This is a genomic window from Streptomyces misionensis, from assembly GCF_007896895.1.
Taxonomy (GTDB): Bacteria; Actinomycetota; Actinomycetes; order Streptomycetales; family Streptomycetaceae; genus Streptomyces; species Streptomyces misionensis_A.
Genome location: NZ_VOGW01000073.1, coordinates 1 through 17,739, shown reverse-complemented (window position 1 = coordinate 17,739; position 17,739 = coordinate 1). Strand labels below are relative to the sequence as shown.

The following is a 17,739-nucleotide window of genomic DNA, read 5'->3' as shown; positions in this document are numbered from 1 at the left end:
GACCCGCTTGCCGAAGAGCACGGGAGGAGTACGGCGGCCACGCCGGTCGAGCCGGGGGCGGTGGCCCTGGTGCGGGTCCGCGGCGCGCCCGCTCCCGGCCGTGCGGGCGGGGTGCTCGGCGACCAGCCCGGAGCGGAAGAGTCCGTGCTCGACACGGCGGGCGGCCGCCGACTCCAGTTCGTCCCGCAGCGGTCCGTCGCGCAGCAGCGCGCCGGGGCCGAGCAGGCCCTCGACCACGGCCAGCGCTCCGGTGACGTCACCGTGGCGCAGCCGCTCCCGGACCGCGGGCAGCGCCTCCGGGTCGCGGTGCACCGCGTCGATCGCCCGCAGGCACGGCAACGGAGGACCGCCGAGCGCCACGAGCAGTTCCTCGCGGCGCAGTTGGTCCGGGTCGTGATCGACCGCCGTGAGCACCCCGTCGCGCGGTGCGAGCCGGTGGATCTCGCCCCGGCACTCCACCCGGTGCGGATCGGCGGGCTCGGGCGCGGGAGCGGCGGCCCGCGCCGGGCCGGGCGCCCGCAGGGCCGCGGCGACGAGCGGGTGCAGCCGCCCGGGCGCGATCAGTCCCGCCCGCAGCAGTTCCAGGTCCGGCAGCAGCCGGGCCGCCGCCTCCGGCAGTACCGGGAGCGCGGCGACTTCCTGCGGCCCCAGGGCGGCACGCGGCGACCGGATCACCGGGGCGTGGGTGTCGTCGGGGGCCACGAGTTCGAGTACGGCGCGGCTGCGTGCGGCCAGTCGTACGGTGAAGGCCCCGCGGGGGTTGCCTTCGGCGCGCAGCAGCAGCTCCGCCTCGGCGGCCCAGCGGCCCCTGGCCCAGGGCGAGTCGGCCGTCGACACGGTGGGGGTGCCGGACCAGCCGCAGCGCCGGGCCAGTTCGCCGCCGCGGGTGCCGTCCCAGAGGTGCCGGTGCAGGTCGAGGCGGAAACGGCGGTCGGGGTGCGGGTGCGGATGGTGGCGCGGGGCCCCGCCGCCGGGGCCCTCCCACAGGGCGAGGGACATGCGCTGCCCGGCGTCCGCCCAGGCCGGTGGCGTCCGCACCACCAGGTGCACGGGGGTGCCGGAAGGGCCGTACCGGGCGAGGGACACGGTGAGGCCGGGCCGGAGGAGTCCGTCGGGGGCGATCCGGGGCATGTGCCAGCGGAGCAGGTCGGGTGCCAGCCGACGCAGATCCGCGCGGAGGCGGGTGGCGAGGTCGGTGCCGTGGCGGTGGCGCACGGCGCGCAGATCGAGGTCGACGTCGATCCGGGCGGCGGCGCAGGCCCCCGCCCAGTCACCGACCGCGCGGCGGGCGGTCGCGGTCTCGATCATGGACGGTGGCACGGCGTACGCGCGCACGCGCTGCCACATCGACAGGTGGGGCGGAATGTCGTTCGCGACGTGATGTGCCATCAGCACTCACCTTGCGCGAACGAGTCCCCCAATCCGAGCGAGGAGAAGTTCTTCATCGCGGGCATCTTAGGCACCGCCGGACCGTGCTGTCAGTTCGTTTGTGCGACCAGGGCGTCGGCCAGGGTGGGGTAGTCGGTGTAGCCGGTCGCTCCGCCCGTGTACATCGCGTACGCGTCCCGCACCTGGTTGAGCGGTGCCCCGGTGCGCAGCCGTTCGACCAGGTCGGGGTTGGCCAGGAAGGCGCGGCCCAGGGCGATCAGGTCGGCGCCCGCGGCGATGAGCCGTTCGCCCGCCTGCCGGCCGCCGTCGCGGGGGAGCGGCCCGCCCCGGCCAAGTGCCGGGTTGGCGATCAGCGTGCCCGGCCAGGCCGCGCGGAGCTCCTGGAAGAGGGGCTGGTCCGGGTCGGCGAACACGAGGTGGAGATAGGCGAGTCCGCTGTCCGCCAGGGCGGCGACGAGGGCCGGGTAGATGTCCCCGGTGTTCCCTTCCGCGATGCCGTTGACGGTGTTCCCAGGAGAGACGCGCAGCCCCACGCGCTCCGGGCCGATCGCGGCGGCGACGGCGCGGACCACCTCGACCACGAAACGGATGCGGTGGGCCACCGGGCCGCCGTACGCGTCGGTGCGGTGGTTGGTGTTGGCCGCCAGGAACTGGTGCAGCAAGTGGCCGTTGGCCGCGTGCACCTCGACGCCCTCGAAGCCCGCCTCGACGGCGTTGCGGGCGGCCGCGGCGAAGTCGGCGACGGTGGTCTCGATGTCGGCGAGCGTCATCTCGCGCGGTACGACGGCCGCTTGGCGGCCGGTGGGGGTGTGGATCGTCTCGGGGAGCGGGACGGGCGAGGGGGCGACCGGCGTCAGCCCGCTGTTGTCGGGGTGGCCGACCCGGCCGCCGTGCTGCAGTTGCAGGAACATCCGGCCGCCCTCGGCGCGTACCGCGTCGGTGACCCGGCGCCAGCCGGCCACGTGCTCCTCGCCGTGGATGGCGGGGATGTGGGGGTACGTCTGGCCCACGGCGTTCGGGGTGGTGGCCTCGGCGATGATCAGCCCGGCGGACGCTCGCTGGGCGTAGTAGGTGGCCATGATCGGCTCGGGGACGCCGTCCGCCGCGGCGCGGTTGCGGGTCAGGGGTGCCATCACCAGGCGGTTGGGCAGGTGCAGGGGGCCCAGGCGGGCAGGCTCGAAGAGGCCGGAATCGGCGGGTGCGTTCGTCATGGCCGTACGGTAGAAGTTGACACCGGTGTCAGGTTCAAGCCCGCTTCGGCATGCGAGGTGACGGATGAGGATCGGTGAGCTGGCCCGGCGCAGCGGGGTGAGCGAGCGTTCCCTTCGGTACTACGAGAGTCAGGGGCTGCTGCTCTCCGAGCGGAGTCCCGGCGGTCACCGGGAGTTCGGGGAGTGGGCCGTCGACCGTGTCGTGCGCATCCAGGCGCTGTACGCGGCCGGTCTGCACAGCAAGAGGATCGCCCGGCTGCTGCCCTGCATGCGGGACGTGGACGGCGGGCCGAACGAGTTCGCCACGGCGCGGCTGGTCGACGAGCTGACCGAGGAGCGGGACCGCATCGACCGCATGATCGCCGACCTGGCCCGCTCGCGGGAGGTCCTGGACGAGGCGATCGCGGCCGCGTCGGCCGGGCCCGCTCGGGAGGCGGAGCCGAGTTCGCCGCGGGCCCGCGCGTAGGGCCTCGGTGGGGGTGGTGGAGACGCCGCCCGGTTCGACCGTCCGGTGGGGCCGGCCTCGGCGCGGGGGTTCGGCCCGTGACTCGTTTGCGTGATTGCGCAATCCGCGACCCTTCGGACCGGGCTGCGCGGACCCCGCGGCAGCGCCCCGGTCAGCCGCGGTCCCGTCCGTAGCGCGCGATGATCCAGGCGGCGCCACGCTGCGCCAGCACCCTGCGCCGCGCCCGCCGCGAACGCGGCACACCGAGGGACGGAACCGGCGTCGGCACGCTCGCCACGGCGGCGAGACGGGCGGCGGCGCGGGCCAGTTCGTCCTGCAGCTCCCCTCGGCGCGCCGAGGAGCCCGCCCGCAGCAGCGCGGCGTAGAGGCCCTCCACCTCGGCCAGGGCGGCACCCAGCCGCAGATTCGCCTCACGCACCCGCCGAATGTCACCGCGCGACATGGACGCCCTTCCTCCCCCGGGCCGCGGGACGCACCCCGGACGATCGCGATTATTGCGCAATCCGGCAAGTCACGGGGAACCAGGGACCGGTGTGGGGACGTCAGCGGGCCGCGACGGCCCGCCCGGCCTCGGCCCAGTTCCCGTGCAGCCGGTCCAGGTACGAGCGGGCCTGGCTGCCCGGTGTGGCGCCGCGGGCGAACGCGAGCATGTTGCCGGCGCCCGTGTTGTAGCCGAGCGCCAGCAGGTCGTCCTCGGTGTAGGCGCCCGGCCAGTGCGCCGGCAACCGGGCCGCGAGGTCGTGCAGGTACCAGGCCTCGGCCTCGATCGCCAGGTCGCGGTCGTCGGGCAGTTCCTCCCAGCGGCGGCCGGCGAAGGAGCGGCCCTGCTTGACCTCGTCGAAGGTGGCGCGGTGCATGTCGGCGATGCCGAAGGCGGCGTCCGGCTTGTACTTCTGCCAGGCCCGCTCGAAGGCCGGGTCGTGCGGTTTGTACGACTCGTTGTAGAGGATGGCCATCACCAGCCGGGCGCTGACGCCCGCCTGGCGGGCACGGGTGCGGACCTGGGCGGCGTAGTCGGCGGGGTCGTAGCCGGCGGACGCCGGTGCGGGCGGGGAACTCGACGGGCGCGGTGTGGCCTCGGGCGCGGACGAGCCGGCCCCCGGCCGGGACGGCGCCTCGGGCGCGGACGGGGTGCCCGCGGCGCGGACGATGCCGTACAGCACCAGGGCGAGGACCGCCAGGAGCAGCCACCGGCCGCGCCGGGGTGGCGCCGTTTCCGTCATGATCCCGGCCTCCCGCCTTCCTCGTCAGCCGACACCCTTGTACCCGGCGGGAGTTGAGACGGGCGTGAGGCGGCGCCGCCGACCGGGGTGCCGGGTGGCTCGTGGCGCGCCCTGGCGGCCAGCAGGGCCGCGGCGTACAGGGCGAGGACGGCGCCCAGCAGGAGGTAGTAGACGGCGGGCAGGGCGGCGAGTCCGAGCGGCGGGCCGAGCGGGGAGGGCGGCAGCGCCAGACCGATGACGGCCAGGGCGAGGGCGGCCCAGCCGACGGGTCCGGGCCGGCGGCCCCGCGCGCCCCGGCGGCCGGTCCGCAGCACCACCATCACCAGGGCCTGGGTGAGCAGGTTCTCGGTGAACCAGCCCGCGTGGAAGGCGGGTTCGTCCACGCCCCGGCCGAGGCCGTGCAGGGCGAGGGCGAGCACGGCGAAGGTGGCGACGTCGGCCACGGCGTTGAGCAGCCCGAACCTCGTGATGAAGCGGAGCAGTCCGCGGGGGTGCAGCGTGGTGGGCCGGCGCAGGGCGCGGGAGTGCGGACGGTCGTGGGCGAAGGTGAGCTGGGCGGCGTCGAAGCACAGGTTCTGGGCGAGGACCTGGGCGGGGAGCATCGGCAGGAAGGGCAGCAGCAGGCCCGCGCAGAGCATCGCGATCACATTGCCGAGGTTGGAGGAGAGCGTGATGCGCAGATAGGTGGCGATGTTGCCGCCCGCGTGCCGGCCCGCGTCGATGGCGTGGGCGATCGCGGTGAGGTCCTTCTCCGCGAGGACCATGTCGGCGCGCTCCCGGACCACGTCGGCGGAGCCCTGAGGGGCGATGCCGACGTCGGCGGCGCGCAGCGCGGGCAGGTCGTTGACGCCGTCGCCGAGGAAGCCGACGGTGTGCCCGGCGCGGCGCAGCGCCCGCACCACCCGGGCCTTGTGCTCGGGGGTGCACCGGGCGAACACCATGGTGCGGGCGGCCAGCTCGGTCAGCTCCGCGTCCGTGCGGGTGTCGATGGCACCGGCGGTCAGGACGGCGTCGTCGGGCACCGGGAGGCCGAGGTCGCGGCAGGCCCGGACGGCCGTGCCGGGGTGGTCCCCGGTCAGCACCTTGACCGTGACGCCCTGGCCGGTGAGGACCTTCAGCGCCTCGGCGGCGGTGGGCGCGAGCGCGTCCCGCAGGGTGACCAGGCCCCGGAAGGCGAGGCCGCGTTCGTCGGCCTCGGTGTAGCCGCGGGTGCGGGCCGGGCGTTCGGCGGTGGCCACGGCCAGGACGCGCACCCCGCCCTCGGCCTGCCGGGTGGCGAGGTCGCGCAGCCGGGCGCGTTCCTCGTCGTCCAGGGCGCAGCGCGCGAGGACGGCCTCGGCGTCCCCCTTGACGACCAGCGTGTGCGTGCCGAGCCGGCCGGGCGTGCGGACGACCGCGGTGGCCAGGCGGCGGGCCGGGGTGAAGGGGACGGCGGCGACACCGTCGTGGGCGAGGAGGTCGTCCTCGCCGACCGCGTCCAGGAGCGCCTCGTCCAGGGCGTCGGGCTCGGGCAGGTCGGCGAGTTGCAGGGTCCACCAGGAGTTGAGGGCGGCCCAGCGCAGCACCTCGGGGTCGTCCCGGCCGTCCGGGCCGAGGCCGCGGTCGGCCACGGGCCGGTCCTGGGTGAGCGTGCCGGTCTTGTCCAGGCACAGCACGTCGGCGGCGCCGATGTCGTAGAGGGCGGGGAGCCGTCTGACGATCACGCCCCGGGTGCGGGCCAGGAGCGCGGCGCCGCGGGCCAGGCAGGTGGTGACGAGGACGGGCAGCATCTCCGGGGTCAGCCCGACCGCCACCGCGACCGCGAACGGCAGCGTCTCCAGGCCCCGGTCGCGCAGCGCCGCGTTGGCCATCAGCACCAGCGGGGGCGTCAGCAGCATGAACCGGACGAGTATCCAGGAGACGCCGTGGACGGACCGGTCGAAGGCGCTCGGCCGCGGGCGGCCCGGCGCCCGGCCGTGGGCGGCACCGAACCGGGTCCGCGCGCCGGTCGCGGTGACCACCGCGGTGGCGCTGCCGGAGGCGATGCCGCTGCCCTGGAAACACCACTGCGGCTGGTCGAACGGCCCGTTCCCCGGGGGCGCCCCGTCGGCGTGCTTGGGGACGGGGGCGCTCTCCCCGGTGAGCGCGGACTGGTGCACGGTCAGTCCGCTCGTGCGCAGCAGCCGTACGTCCGCGGGGACGAGGTCGCCCGGGCCGAGGCGGATCACGTCGCCGGGCACGAGGTCCGCCACGGGGATCTCCCGGGCGGTGGGTGCCGCCTCCTCGTCGGCCCGCCGCAGCACGGTCACCGTGGTGGCGACCAGTTCGCGCAGCGCGGCCGTGGACCGGTCGGCCCGGTACTCGCCGGCCGCGCGCAGCACGCAGCCGACCACGACGAGGAAGAGGATCACCGCGGCGGTGCCCCAGGCGAGGACGGCCGCGGAGACCAGGCCGAGGCAGAGCAGCACCGCCGTGAAGGGATCGCGCAGGCCGCGCACGAAGAGCCGGGACCGGCCGGCCGCGCGCCGGGCCGGAAGGGTGTTCGCGCCGAACCGGGAAAGGCGCGCCTCGGCCTCGTGCTCCGTCAGGCCGCGCGGGCCGGTGTCCAGCCGCCGCAGGACCTCCAGCAGGGTCGGCGCGGGGACGCCCGGGTCACCGGGGGCGCCGTCCACCGCCGAAACGGCCGCCGCGGCGGGCGGCCGGGCGTCCCGGTCGAAGGCCGCGGTGGTCTCAGCCACTGGTCCTGTGCAGCAGCCGGATCGGCGCGGCACCCTGCCGGGAACGTGCCGTCAGCTGTCCGATCATCACTCTCACCAGCGTCACGACGTCCGGGTCGTCGATGTAGTAGACCTGCCGCCGGCCCTCCCGGCGCGAGCGCACCAGCCCGGCGAGCTTCAGCTTCGCCAGGTGCTGGCTGACGGCGGGCAGGGCGCCGCCCACCCGGTCGGCGAGGTGCGTGACATCGCTCTCCCCCTGCGACAGCGCCCACATCAGATGGAGCCGGACGGACGAGGCGAGCAGCCCGAAGGCACCGGCTGCGGCCGCCAGCACCTCGGCCGGCGTAGGTGCGTTCCAGGAAGAACCAGGCGATCACCGCGACGACCACGAACAGGATGAGCGGAAGCGGCACCTGCGCGGCGGGGGGGGGCTTGCCGGCGGCGCCGGGGCCGCGACCGCCGGGGCCGGCCTTGCCGGCGGCGGTGGCCGCGGCGGTTCGGTGACCGGCCAGGCGCTCACCGGCCCCAGCGTCAAGGGCGCGGACCGGGCGGGCGGCTCCCCGGACCGTGCGCTCACCACGCTGCTGCGGGTGCTCGGCCCGGAGGGCCGGGAGCTGCCGCGGGACACCGACGAACTCACCGCGCTGTGGCGGTCGCTGGCGCGGGACCGGCGCATGCTGGTGGTCCTGGACGACGCCGACTGCTCGGAGCAGGTGCGCCAGCTGCTGCCGGGGGCCTCGCCGACGGCGGTCGTGGTGACCAGCCGCCGACGGCTCACCGGTCTGCCGGGCGCCCGTACGGTCTCGCTCGACGTGCTGCCCCCCGAGGACGCGATCGCGCTGTTCGTCCGGCGACTCGGGGCGGGCGGCCGGGCCGACAGGTCCGAGATCGCCGACATCGTGCGCATCTGCGGGTACCTGCCGCTGGCGATCGAGATCGCGGCGAGCCGGTTGCTCGCGCGGTCGTCCTGGACCACGGCGGACCTGCTGAAGCAGCTGGCCGCGGGGGGTGGGCGGCTCGACGAACTGCGGGACGGCGAGCGGACGTTGGAGCACGTGTTCGCGTTGTCCTATCACGCGCTCGACACGGAACAGCGGCTGGTCTTCCGCCGGATCAGTCTGCATACCGGAATGGAGTTCGGACCGCATGCGGTGGCGGCGCTGACGGGCCTCTCCCTCCCCGCGACGGAACGGGCCCTGGAGCAACTCCTCACCCGCCATCTCCTTTCCGAGCCGACGCCGCACCGGTTCACCCTCCATGACCTTCTGCGCAGGTACGCACGGTCATTGAGCGAGGAGGAGGAAACGGAGCACGACTCACGGGCGGCACTGGAGCGCCTGGCGACGTTCTATACGTGCGCCGCCGATCGCGCGGACCGTCTCGTGCATCCCTACCGATCCCGTACGAGCCCGGACTCCGCCGAATGGACGACCCTCCCGGAGTTCGACGACGTACACGCGGCGGAACAATGGCTGATCGACGAAAGCGGCAATCTCTCGGACACCCTGGACTGGTTCGTCCGGAACGGGCCCGAACGCCAACTGGCCCTCGCCGTGCACGTATTGACAGGACTGCTCGACATGCGCGGACATCCGGCCACGGCGGAACCGCTGCTGCGGCGGGCGGCCGACCACTGGGCCGCCGTGGGCGACCGCGGGGCACGGGCCCGGGCCCTGCTCGATCTCGGCGTCGCGCACGGTCATCACTCCCGTTACGAGGAGGCGATAGCGGCCGAGCGGGAGGCGCTGGAGCTGGCACGGGCACTGGGGGACCCGGAACTGGAGATCGAATGCGTCAACCAGATATGCATTCCGCTGTGGCAGACGGGCCGGTACGCGGTGATGCGCGACCTGCAAAAACAGATGCTAGCTTCCCTGTTGCAAATAGGCGACAAGCTCCAGATAGCGCGCAGTTACAACGTTCTAGGGGTCACTCATCTCCATCTGTCGGAAATCGACTCGGCACGGCATTATTTCAACTGCGCACTGACCGAGTTCACCGCTGTGAACAATGAGCGGGGCATCTTCAGCACGCTCAACAACATGGCCGAACTCGCCATCAGAACAGGCGACCAGAAAGGCGCCGAACAGGCTTACCGAAAAGCCCTCTCACTGGCGTTGCGACGGTCCGACAGAAGGGAACTCGCAACGCTTCGGATGAACCTGGCCAACGCCTTGATCGGTCTGGGCAAGACGGACGAAGCACTGTCGCTCGCACAGCACAGCCTGGACTTCTTCCGCACCGTGGGCGACCGACGGCGCGAGGCCATCGCCCTCAACCGGATCGGCAGGGCCCACCGCGCGGCCGGCCGCAGCGAGCAGGCCATACCGCTGCACGTCGCCGCACTCACGCTGGCCCGCCGCATCAATGCCGCGGGCGAGGTGGTCGACGCGGCCTACGACGCCGCCCTGGCCCATATGGACACCGGTCGGGCGGCACAGGCTTTGGCATATGCAAAAGAGAGTTGCCAAATGAGTATGCAGATTGGCGCTCACGCGGAAGCGGACCGCGCCTTCCGCACGATCGCCGCCTTGCAGGGGAACCGGCGGCCGACCGCGGGCTGATCAGGGTTTTCGCCCCTTACGGGAACTCGTTTTTGCCATGAGCCCGGGTGATGCTACTAATTAGCCCAGTCACGTGATCAAGAGGCGCCCCGTGACGGGCGCCCTTACGCGTGCGCCGTACTGCCTCATCACCCGGAGAACAGAGCCCGTGAAAAACAAGCTCTACGCGATTGTTTGCATGGCCATGACATGCATGCTCTTTGCAGTACTGAACGCTCCCTCCCCGACGTTCCCCTCTTCCTGAAGTTCGACTCACCGATCACGCCGCAGCCGCCCAGGCCGCCGAAGACGCCGGTGACGATGTCGGCGGTCTCAGGGGTGCAGCAGGTGCAGTCGGCCCGGTTCGGCCGCCATCCGCAGTGGGGCGCGCACCTCGCGCACCGGGGTGCCGTCCAGGTCCAGCCGGTGGGCGCCGAAGGCCCGTTCGAAGCGCAGTCGCCGTACCCGGCGCGTCCCGAAGGAGTCGCCGCGCACCTCCAGCAGCCCTGATCCGGTCACCGTGACGCACAGGGGGCGGCCGCCCGGCACGGTGATCTTCTCGTTGTCGAGGATCAGACGGGCGGGCCCGGGGTCCGGGCGCAGGGAGACCAGGCCCACGCGGTGCAGGGCGAGTTCATAGCCCCGGTCGGCGAGGTGGATGCCGATGACGGCGCTGCGCCGGCCGCCGAGCGCGCCCGGCTCGCCGCCCGCCGCGCCCTCGGGGCGTTCGGTCAGCAGCGGCAGCCGCCATAACGCCGCCGCCCGCATCGCCTGCTCCGGGCGGACGCCCGGCGTGTGCAGCAGCAGCCCCACCGCGCGCACCGGCAGACCGTACCCGCCGCCGCGCTCGCCGGGTTCCGGCAGCGGGCTCAACTCCGTGCTGTGGACGCCCCGTTCGGCCAGCCGGGCGCGCAGGGCGCCGGCCCGCAGACGGTCGGACTGGTGCCGGCCGCGTACGACACCGAGGGTGGAGCGCGTCGCCGGCAGCGCACCGGCGAGCCGCACGGCCGCGGCCAGCAGGCGCGGAACTCCCGGTGTCTCCCGGGCGGACACGGCGCCGGGGGGCGAGGTCGAGTGCGGCATGCGGGCTCCTTGCGCGCTCGGGACGGAGCGAACGCGGCCGCCGACACGGCACGACCCATGGCGGCACCCGGTCGTTCGTCCCCAACGTAGTGCGAGAACGCGCCCGGTGTGAAGCCGACCGGGGCCCGGGTGAACGCGGGGCGGCCCTCACGTGTCGGGAGAATTGCCGCAGGCCCCCGCGGCCCCGGAAAGCCGCCCCGGAAAGCCGCCCCGGACACGGACCGGGCGGACCGGGATGGCGGGGGCGCGGGGCGCGGACCCGGCCCGATGGCCGGTCAGGCCGCCGTCTCCGCGGCCGTCTCCGCCGCCGTCTTCGCGGCCGCATCCGTCGCCGTCTCCGTCACCGGGTCCGCCGTCCGCTGCGGCCGGGGCACGATCCGGCGGACGCGGGCCGGCAGCAGCAGCGGGTGGGCGACGCCCCACGTGGCGCCCTTGCAGATCGCCTCCTTGTAGCGGGCGGCGAGGCGGCCGGTCAGGGCCCGGTCGACGGCGCGGTCGTCGGCGGTGACGAACTGGATCAGGCCGTCCTTCCGGCCGAGCGAGACGCACTGCTGGTAGTAGCGCACCTCGGTGGTGGGCGGCTTCGCCCCGGTCAGCCGGGCCACGAGGGCGTCGGCGGCCAGCCAGGCGCCGGGCACGCCCGAGGCGCACGACATCCGCAGCGGCTTGCCGCCGGGCCCCATGGCGAGGGCCGCGTCCCCGACGGCGTACACGTCCGGGTGCGAGACCGAGCGCATGGAGGCGTCGACCACGATCTGCCCGCTGTCACCGGTCTCCAGGGTGGTGGCGCGGGCGATCGGGTGGACGGCGAACCCGGCGGTCCAGACGGTGGCCCGGGACGGGATGCCGGTGCCGTCGGCGGTGCCGACGTGGTCGGCCGTGACGGCGGTGACGGTGGTGTGTTCGTGCACGGTGATGCCGAGCCGGTCGCAGACCTCGCGCACATGGCGGCGGCCCTTGGGCGAGAACCGGTCCCCGAGGGCGTCGCGCGCGACGAGGGCGACGGCGAGGTCCGGGCGGGCCTCGGCGAGTTCGGTCGCGGCCTCGAGACCGGTGAGCCCGCCGCCGACCACCACCACGGGCGCCCCCGCGTCGAGGCCGGCCAGCCGTTCGCGCAGCCGCAGCGCCCCGGCGCGGCCGGCGACGTCGTAGGCGTGCTCGGCGACTCCGGGGACGCCCTGGTCGCCCGCGGTGCTGCCGAGGGCGTAGACCAGGGTGTCGTAGGGCAGTTCCTCCCGCGTGCCCCGCGCGTCGGCGACGGCCACGGTCTTGCGGTCGGGGTCCACCTCGGTGACCTTCGCGAGCTTCAGCGCCACGCCGGTGCCCGCGAACATCGCGTCCAGCGGCCGGGGCCTGAGGTCCTGCCCGGCGGCGAGCTGGTGCAGCCGGACGCGCTCGACGAAGTCGGGTTCGGCGTTGACGAGGGTGATGGCGGCGTCCTCGCGGCGCAGCCGGCGGGCGATGCGCCCGGCGGCGATGGCTCCGGTGTATCCGGCCCCGAGGACGATGATGCGGTGCTGCATGGCCTGCTCCTGTCGCTCGTGCGTGCGCCGCGTCGTGCGCGGTTCGCCCCTTGAACCGGGCGGCCCGCCGTTTCATGACAGGAGTGCGCTGTGACGCCGGTCACACGGAGGTCAGAAGAGGCTGAGCACGGGTTCGCCGTGGTCGCCGGCCGCCCACCGCCGGGTCGCGCGGACCAGCTTGTCCGGGTTGGCCTGGCTGCGCAGGGCGGTGATGCCCTGCTCGGTGATCTCCAGGCAGGTGACGGCGATGACCCGGCCGTCGAGCACCACCACGATCGCGGGCACGCCGTTGGCGGCCACCACATGGACGTCGGGGGAGCCGCCGACCAGGTCGCGCTTGGCCTTGCCCGGCTTGAACAGGCCCCGCATGAACGTCGCGACCGCGCGGGCGCCCTCGAACGCCTTCGCGCGGGCCGGGACCTTGCCGCCGCCGTCGCCGATCGCGAAGACGTCCTGGGTGAGCAGCCGTACCAGCGGTTCGGTGCGGCCGCTGGTGGCGGCGGCGAGGAACTCGTCCACGATCCGCCGGGCGGCCGCCTCGTCGATCTCGGTGCGGGCCCGGCCGTCCGCGACGTGCTTCTTGGCGCGGTGGAAGATCTGCTGGCTGGCGGACTCGGTGAGGTCGAGGATCTCCGCGATCTCCCGGTGCGGGTAGTCGAAGGCCTCGCGCAGCACGTACACCGCGCGCTCGTTGGGGGTGAGCCGCTCCAGCAGGGTGAGCACGGCGTACGACACCGACTCGCGCTGCTCCGCGGTGTCGGCGGGGCCCAGCATCGGGTCCCCGGCGAGCAACGGCTCGGGCAGCCACGCGCCGACGTAGGTCTCACGGCGGGCGCGGGCCGACGTCAGCTGGTTGAGGCACAGGTTGGTGAGCACCTTCGTCAGCCAGGCCTCGGGGACCTCGATGCGCCCGGTGTCGGCGCCCTGCCAGCGCAGGAACGTCTCCTGTACGACGTCCTCGGCCTCGCTCGCCGAGCCGAGCAGGCGGTAGGCGAGGGCCTCCAGCCGGTGCCTGGACGCCTCGAACCGGTCCACGTCGCTCGCCGTCAGGGCCATGACCGCGATCCTAGCCCGCGGCAACCCGGGTGGCCCACAGGGTAGTTGCGGGCCACCGAGGTCTGAGGGGAGGCCGGCGGGCTCAGCCGATCCGGAACACCGCCTCGACCGGGTAGTGGTCGCTGGGGGCGTTGGTGTCGTTCTGGCCGGCGCTCCAGCCGGACTGGGGGTCGAAGTCCGTCTTCACCGGGGAGACGGCCGACGGGATTGGGCGGCCGGGGGCGTTGAGGTAGCCGATGTAGTCGAGGTCGTCGCGGTAGTCCTTCGGGAAGGACTCGACGCCGGACATGTACTGGCACCAGGCGGAGACCGGGCAGTCCATGGTGCGCAGGGTCTGTGTCGGGTCGGTGGCCGGGGTGCCGAGCACGCCGTTCACCGCGGCCTGTGCGTCGGCGTGGTCGCCGCGGGTCCGGCCGCCGTAGTACTCCACGTTCAGGTCGCCGCCGATCAGCACCGGCGCGCCCGTCCCGGCGGTGCCGTCCGCCCAGGAGCGGATCTCGCGGAGCTGGGCGAGCCGGGTGGCCTGGGTGGTGTCGGTGGAGGTGCCGGACTCGTCGGCCTGGAGGTGGGTGCCTATCACCCAGCTCTTCGTGCCGCCCTTGTCGATCTGCGCCAGCGCCGCGCCCTTGTTGGCGTGGTAGTCCCAGGTGCCGTACGTCGAGTTGGCGAAGACGTGCGCGTACTGGGCGGTGATCGGGTACCTGGACAGGATCATGGTGCCGCCGTTGATGACGAACGGCGAGTCGGAGCAGTTTCCGCTGACGCCGTTCCAGCCGCCGCCGGAACAGGTCTGGCCGACCACCGGGGTGTGGTACGGGTACAGGTCCGACAGCTTGGCGACGATGTCGGCCGTCGAGGTGTTGTTGAAGTCCTCGTCGAGGACCACCACGTCCGCGCCGTGCGCGCGGACGATCGACTCGACGACGGGGGTGCGCTGGGCCGCCCTCTCGTTCTGGGTGCTGTCGACGAGCGCGGTGCCGAGGTCGACGTTCCAGGCGAACACCGACAGGCTGGTGCCGGTGGCCGTGCCCGCGGCCGGGGCCGCGGTCGCGGTCGCGGCGGATGCCGGGTGGCCGGCGAGGCCGAGCAGCATCGCCGCCGCCGTGGCGGTCAGGGCGGTGGCGGTACGACGCGAGTCCATGGGCTCTCCTGGAGGAAGGGGCCCTCGACGGGCCGGGGCGCGTACATGACAGCAGAATCCCAGGGACGTCCGGGTACGGCCGGAAGAACGTCCGCGGATCGTCCTGTGGAGAAAAGGTGTCTGTACAAGTCCGGCGCGGGTACGGCCGATTCGGCCGACAGGGTCAAGGGCGCCCGTCCGCGCCCCGCGCACAGTCGGTGGCCCGCATGCCCCGCAGCGGGGACAGCGCCGCGGGCAGGAAGCTCAGGGTCATACCGGCCGCGGCGAGCCACAGGGTGGCCCGCGCGCCGAACGCCGTGCCCGAGGCGCCGCCGAGCAGTCCCCCGAGCGGGAGGCCGCCCCAGGAGACGAAGCGGGCGGTCGCGTTCATCCGGCCCAGCAGCCGGTCCGGGGTGAGCGCCTGCTGGAAGCTGGACTGGGCGACGACGCGCACGACCCCGCCGAAGGACAGCGCCGCCAGTCCGGCCGCCGCCGCGTACACACCGGGGCCGCCCGGGTGCGCCAGCGGCGTCAGCACGGTGAGGGGGCAGGTCAGCAGGGGCGCCAGCCAGATGACCCGGCCCTGCCCGAGCCGGCGCGCGAGACGGGTGGCCGTCAGGGCGCCCAGCAGGGCGCCGCAGCCCATGCCGGACAGGATCAGTCCGACGCCGCTCGCGCCGAGGCCCAGCCGCCGCTCCAGGAACACCAGGAGCATGGTCTGGTACACGGCCAGGAAGAGGTTGAAGAGGGCGTCGCCGAGGACCGTCGCGCGCAGGGCGGGACGGGCGAGCACGAAGCGCAGGCCCTCCAGGACGTCCCGGCGCAGGTGCGGGCGGGCGGCCGGCCGCGGCTTCTCCTCCCGGCCCCGGATGGCCAGCGCCAGCAGGGCCGACGCGGTCATCCCGGCGCTGCTCGCCAGCAGGGTCGGGGCCGCGCCGAGGCCGCCGACCAGCGGGCCCGCCAGCGCGGGACCGCTGATGCTGGTCACCGAACGGACCGCGGACAACGTGGAGTTGCCCTCCAGCAGCCGGTCGCGGCCGACGAGACGGGGCAGGTAGCTGGCGTAGGAGACGTCGAAGAAGACGCCGAGCAGGCCGTGTGCCAGGGCGACCGCGTAGAGCCAGGGCACGGTCAGCACTCCGGCCCACCAGGCCGCCGGCACCGAGAGGAGGACCAGGGCCCGCGCGAGGTCGGTGCCGATCAGTACCGGGCGTCTGCGCACCCGGTCCACCCAGGCGCCGGCCGGCAGTCCGACGAGCAGGGAGCCCGCGGTGGTCGTCGCGGTGAGCAGGCCGATCTGGAACTCGTCGGCGTCCAGGGCCGTCAGGGCGACCAGCGGCAGGGCCAGGAAGACCACGCGGTCGCCGAGCTGGCCGAGCGCGGTCGCGGCGAACAGGAGGCGGAAGTCCCGGTCGCGCAGCAGACCGGGCCGGGGGGAAGGGGTCATGAGGACGGCTGCCGCCTCTGGTCGACGGCGAACTCGTAGAGCACTTCCCGGCGTGCGTCCGGGATGACGATGTCGGCGGTCTCCACCGGGCGGCCCCCGGCGTCGTAGAGGGTCCGCTCGATGCACAGCACCAGGTCGCCGACGGCGATGCCGAGCAGATGGGCCTGCTCCCGGGTGGCGCGGGCCGGGCGCGGCAGTTCGGCCACGGTCTCGACGCTCACCCCGATGGCACGCATCCGCTCGACCACCCCCTTTCCCGCCAGCGGCCCCTGCTCCGGCAGCACGACCGGGGTGCCGCCGGTCAGCGCCAACGGCTCCCAGGAGTGCGAGAGCTGGACGGGGACGCCGTCGGCGAGGAACTCGTAGTGCGTGCTGACGCAAGGGTCGCCGGGCGCGATGGCGAGCCGCCCGGCGATCGCCCCGGGGGCCGGGACGCGCACCCGGGTGTGGAAGTCCCAGGCGCCCGCGCGGCCCCGCTCCGTCAGCGCGGTGGCCGGATGACCGCCGCGGCCGTGGCGGCGGGCGCGGATCATCGGCAGCCGCTCGCGGGGGGTGCGGACGTACGTCCCCGAGCCCGCGCGTCCTTCGAGCAGGCCCTCGGCGATCAACCGGTCCACGGCCCGCTGGACCACATTGCGTCCGACGCCGTACGCCACCGCGAGCCGCGCCCGCGACGGCAGCCGCCCGCCGACCGCCCACTCCCCCGCGACGATCCGCGCGCGCAGCGCGTCGGCCACGGCGAGGTAGGGCGCCTCTCGGGGCATGGCGGGTCTCCGGTGCGGTCGGGGAGTTCGCAGGGCTCCGGAAAGCTACTGCACCGGGGAGAAGCTGCTGGATCAGCACTGCGCTCCGTGGCACCCCTACGCGGTGCCCGCGGCCAGGAACTCGATCACCGCCAGTACGAACAGCAGGCACAGGGCGATGCCGAGCACCACCCACCCCGTGGGGTGGGGCCACAGCACGCAGGCCACCACGGCGGCGGCCACCGCCGGCCAGGTGAACCAGGCGCGACGGCGGCGCACGAACGGCCCGGCCGGGCCGGTGCGCAGGCCCGCGCGGCCGGCGGTGGACCGGCTCGCGCCGATGCCGGAGGTCCACAGGCCCCGGACGAGCCCGGCCCGCCGCCCGGTGCCGGTGAGCCAGGCGCCCAGGGCGATCACCACGGCGAGCACGATCACCGCGCGCACGGCGGTCGCCAGGAAGCGGGTCAGGGTGTCGTAGACCGCGCCGGCCGCGGCCGGGGAGACGTCGGCGGGCAGCCGGTCGAGGTAGAACCCGCGGAAGACCCGCAGTCCGATGCCGAGCAGGGCGGTGGCGACGGCCGCGCCGAGGCTGCCCGCGACCAGGGCCCGGCGCCGCCGCCGGGACAGCAGCACTCCGGCGGCGATCAGCACGACGGCGAGCACGGGCAGCCAGTTCCCGGCGATGCGCAGCAGCCGGACGTACGTGCGCGCCGTGCCGACCTGGTGGGATTCGAGCAGGGTGAACTCGGCGTGCGGGGTGGGCAGACGGGCGGCGAAGGCCATGCCGTCATCGACCAGGCGCCGCTTCACCTCGTCCACCAGGGGCGCGAGGTCGAGGGTCACGGTGTCGTCGGTCAGCCGGACCGCGCCGGTGCCGGTGAGGGTCTTGTCCAGGACGCCGTGCACCTCGCGGTTGGCGCCGGTCCAGATGGCGGCGAAGGCGGGGGACGCGGCGGCCTTGCGGGCCCGGTCGTGCACGAGGTCCCGTACGGCGCCCTCCAGCGCGCCGCCGAGCCCGGGGCCCAGCGCCTTCTCCAGGGCGGGCCGGTCCTTCGGCGCGACGCCGGCCAGCAGGTCCGGCAGGTGGATGTGGGCCATGAGCGCGTCGGTGGCCCGGTCGGCCGCGGCCTCCTGCACGGCGGGGTCGGCGGCGAGCGGGGCGATGGTGGCGACGTAGCGGTCGGTGTCGCCCACCAGGTCGGCGGCCCAGGTGGCGACGACGGCGAGCGGGACGAGGAG

The 17,739-nt window shown here is 74.5% G+C and carries 15 protein-coding genes; 2 read left to right on the top strand and 13 right to left on the bottom strand.

What is annotated here, in order from left to right; genetic code table 11:
* Together FRZ03_RS13190 and FRZ03_RS13185 are read right to left on the bottom strand one after the other, a co-directional pair.
* Positions 1–1,389 (bottom strand): hypothetical protein (locus tag FRZ03_RS13190; protein ID WP_261398976.1); only part of this gene is annotated, 1,389 nt, incomplete at its 3' end.
* Positions 1,390–1,478: 89 nt separating this feature from the next.
* Positions 1,479–2,600, bottom strand: coding sequence for an alkene reductase (locus FRZ03_RS13185; protein ID WP_146465334.1), 1,122 nt, complete (start codon positions 2,598–2,600; stop codon positions 1,479–1,481).
* 64 nt (positions 2,601–2,664) lie between these two features.
* On the opposite strand from FRZ03_RS13185, the gene FRZ03_RS13180 reads away from it, so the two are divergent.
* Complete coding sequence (locus FRZ03_RS13180) at positions 2,665–3,066, top strand: MerR family transcriptional regulator (RefSeq protein ID WP_146465333.1); 402 nt, start codon at positions 2,665–2,667, stop codon at positions 3,064–3,066.
* Positions 3,067–3,217: 151 nt separating this feature from the next.
* On the opposite strand, the gene FRZ03_RS13175 is transcribed toward FRZ03_RS13180, so the two are convergent.
* The 4 genes from FRZ03_RS13175 to FRZ03_RS13160 form a co-directional block, all read right to left on the bottom strand.
* Positions 3,218–3,484 carry a hypothetical protein gene (locus tag FRZ03_RS13175; protein ID WP_261398975.1) on the bottom strand — a complete coding sequence of 89 codons (267 nt, stop codon included), beginning with the start codon at positions 3,482–3,484 and terminating at the stop codon, positions 3,218–3,220.
* A 124-nt stretch (positions 3,485–3,608) separates the two neighbouring features.
* Positions 3,609–4,289, bottom strand: coding sequence for a lytic transglycosylase domain-containing protein (locus FRZ03_RS13170; RefSeq protein WP_146465331.1), 681 nt, complete (start codon positions 4,287–4,289; stop codon positions 3,609–3,611).
* Positions 4,286–7,006: a magnesium-translocating P-type ATPase gene (gene mgtA, locus FRZ03_RS13165; protein WP_146465330.1), complete on the bottom strand. Its 2,721-nt coding sequence runs from the start codon at positions 7,004–7,006 to the stop codon at positions 4,286–4,288. The genes FRZ03_RS13170 and mgtA overlap by 4 nt, the downstream gene beginning before the upstream one ends.
* Positions 6,999–7,319, bottom strand: a complete 321-nt coding sequence (locus FRZ03_RS13160; protein ID WP_146465329.1) for an ArsR/SmtB family transcription factor — start codon at positions 7,317–7,319, stop codon at positions 6,999–7,001. The genes mgtA and FRZ03_RS13160 overlap by 8 nt, the downstream gene beginning before the upstream one ends.
* A gap of 166 nt (positions 7,320–7,485) precedes the next feature.
* Here FRZ03_RS13160 and FRZ03_RS13155 point away from each other — a divergent pair, with 166 nt between their 5' ends.
* Positions 7,486–9,549: a tetratricopeptide repeat protein gene (locus tag FRZ03_RS13155; RefSeq protein WP_261398973.1), complete on the top strand. Its 2,064-nt coding sequence runs from the start codon at positions 7,486–7,488 to the stop codon at positions 9,547–9,549.
* Between the two features lie 312 nt (positions 9,550–9,861).
* Here the strand turns inward: FRZ03_RS13155 and FRZ03_RS13150 are convergent, their stop codons facing one another.
* From FRZ03_RS13150 to FRZ03_RS39075, 7 genes are all read right to left on the bottom strand, one after another.
* Entirely contained in the window at positions 9,862–10,611 is a 750-nt protein-coding gene (locus FRZ03_RS13150) for a hypothetical protein (protein ID WP_146465328.1), read from the bottom strand.
* Positions 10,612–10,886: 275 nt separating this feature from the next.
* Positions 10,887–12,134: an NAD(P)/FAD-dependent oxidoreductase gene (locus tag FRZ03_RS13145; RefSeq protein ID WP_146465327.1), complete on the bottom strand. Its 1,248-nt coding sequence runs from the start codon at positions 12,132–12,134 to the stop codon at positions 10,887–10,889.
* 111 nt (positions 12,135–12,245) lie between these two features.
* Positions 12,246–13,190 (bottom strand): RNA polymerase sigma-70 factor, encoded by a 945-nt coding sequence (locus FRZ03_RS13140; protein ID WP_146465326.1) that lies wholly within the window; start codon positions 13,188–13,190, stop codon positions 12,246–12,248.
* Between the two features lie 82 nt (positions 13,191–13,272).
* Positions 13,273–14,331, bottom strand: a complete 1,059-nt coding sequence (locus FRZ03_RS13135) for a sphingomyelin phosphodiesterase (RefSeq protein ID WP_261398972.1) — start codon at positions 14,329–14,331, stop codon at positions 13,273–13,275.
* A gap of 163 nt (positions 14,332–14,494) precedes the next feature.
* Positions 14,495–15,757 carry an MFS transporter gene (locus tag FRZ03_RS13130; protein WP_146465325.1) on the bottom strand — a complete coding sequence of 421 codons (1,263 nt, stop codon included), beginning with the start codon at positions 15,755–15,757 and terminating at the stop codon, positions 14,495–14,497.
* Positions 15,754–16,521 carry a GntR family transcriptional regulator gene (locus tag FRZ03_RS13125; RefSeq protein ID WP_146465324.1) on the bottom strand — a complete coding sequence of 256 codons (768 nt, stop codon included), beginning with the start codon at positions 16,519–16,521 and terminating at the stop codon, positions 15,754–15,756. The genes FRZ03_RS13130 and FRZ03_RS13125 overlap by 4 nt, the downstream gene beginning before the upstream one ends.
* Before the next feature lie 96 nt (positions 16,522–16,617).
* Positions 16,618–17,739 (bottom strand): hypothetical protein (locus FRZ03_RS39075; RefSeq protein WP_186785398.1); only part of this gene is annotated, 1,122 nt, incomplete at its 5' end.